This window comes from Rhizobium sp. 01T444 (genome assembly GCF_056398305.1).
Genome location: NZ_JBFTPD010000102.1, coordinates 1 through 997, shown reverse-complemented (window position 1 = coordinate 997; position 997 = coordinate 1). Strand labels below are relative to the sequence as shown.

1 protein-coding gene is annotated in these 997 nt (G+C 62.1%); it reads right to left on the bottom strand.

Features of this window, described 5'->3' with window-relative positions:
- Positions 1 to 178 precede the first annotated feature (178 nt).
- Entirely contained in the window at positions 179 to 598 is a 420-nt protein-coding gene (locus tag AC1DTN_RS37330; RefSeq protein ID WP_477925131.1) for a helix-turn-helix domain-containing protein, read from the bottom strand.
- Between the last annotated feature and the right edge of the window lie 399 nt (positions 599 to 997).

Below are 997 nucleotides of genomic sequence, written 5' to 3'. Positions count from 1 at the left end.
ACCCGGCCTACCGCTCGCAGGTCGCGATGTACCAGCGCATGCGCAACGGCCCGGAGTTCGTGGCCGAAGTCCAGCGCATCAAGGGTGCCGGCATCGCGGCGACCACCAGCGCCGGGCTCGGCATCGGCTCGGACGCGAACTGAAGGACGAGGGAGAGACAGAAGCAGAAGCGGCCGGCTCAGCCGGCTGCGGCGCGCAGAGATTGAACATTGAGTCCGTGTGTTGCGGCGATTGCGGCCAACTCGGCTTGTTGCGAAACTCCGAGCTGATCGACGATCTTTCGTCGCAGCGCACGAATCCTTGGCTCGGCGAGATGCATGAGGGTGGCGATCTCCGGATCACCGAGGCCGGCCGCCACGAGGCGAAAGACATCCACTTCGTCACCGAGCAGCGGCAGGACAGCATCGCCGGCGCACACCATCAGGCCGTAGCCGCTGTGCTCCAGGGCCCACACCGAAGTCCAATCGACAGGTCGCTGGTAGCCATGCAATCGATGATCCAGCAGATAGCCCAACCAGCCGAAGAATCCCCTCGGCCAGTACGCCCTCATGGCCCTCTCGCCGCCGCGAGATGCTTTGCTTTCAACAATGCGCTTCACGGCGCTCCCTGCCTGAGGTTCCTGGGCGCATCGGGTGCGCCGGCCTCATTGTTCGTCGGACTTCTTCATTGCCACCCATTGGCAGCATTGCACCGCATTCTAGATGGCGTTATTGGGCCAATTCCCGTAATTCAAATGGCGGTACGATATTTATCAATTGTCTATTTCTGTGAAGAAAGATTGTCAATTAACCGTGGTTTCTCTCGTTGATATTCCCTTTCGATGAAGAAACCGTCTCCTCGCACGACAGCTGTCGGCATCTCGCCGGTCGTCCGGTGCGCAGGGGGCGCCCGGCTCAGCGGGCCGTGGCGCGCAGCCTCCTGTCGCTCATGCGCTTGGCCAGCCGCGGCAGAAGCAGCACGCCCAGCACGATGACGATGAGCGCGATCGACATCGGGC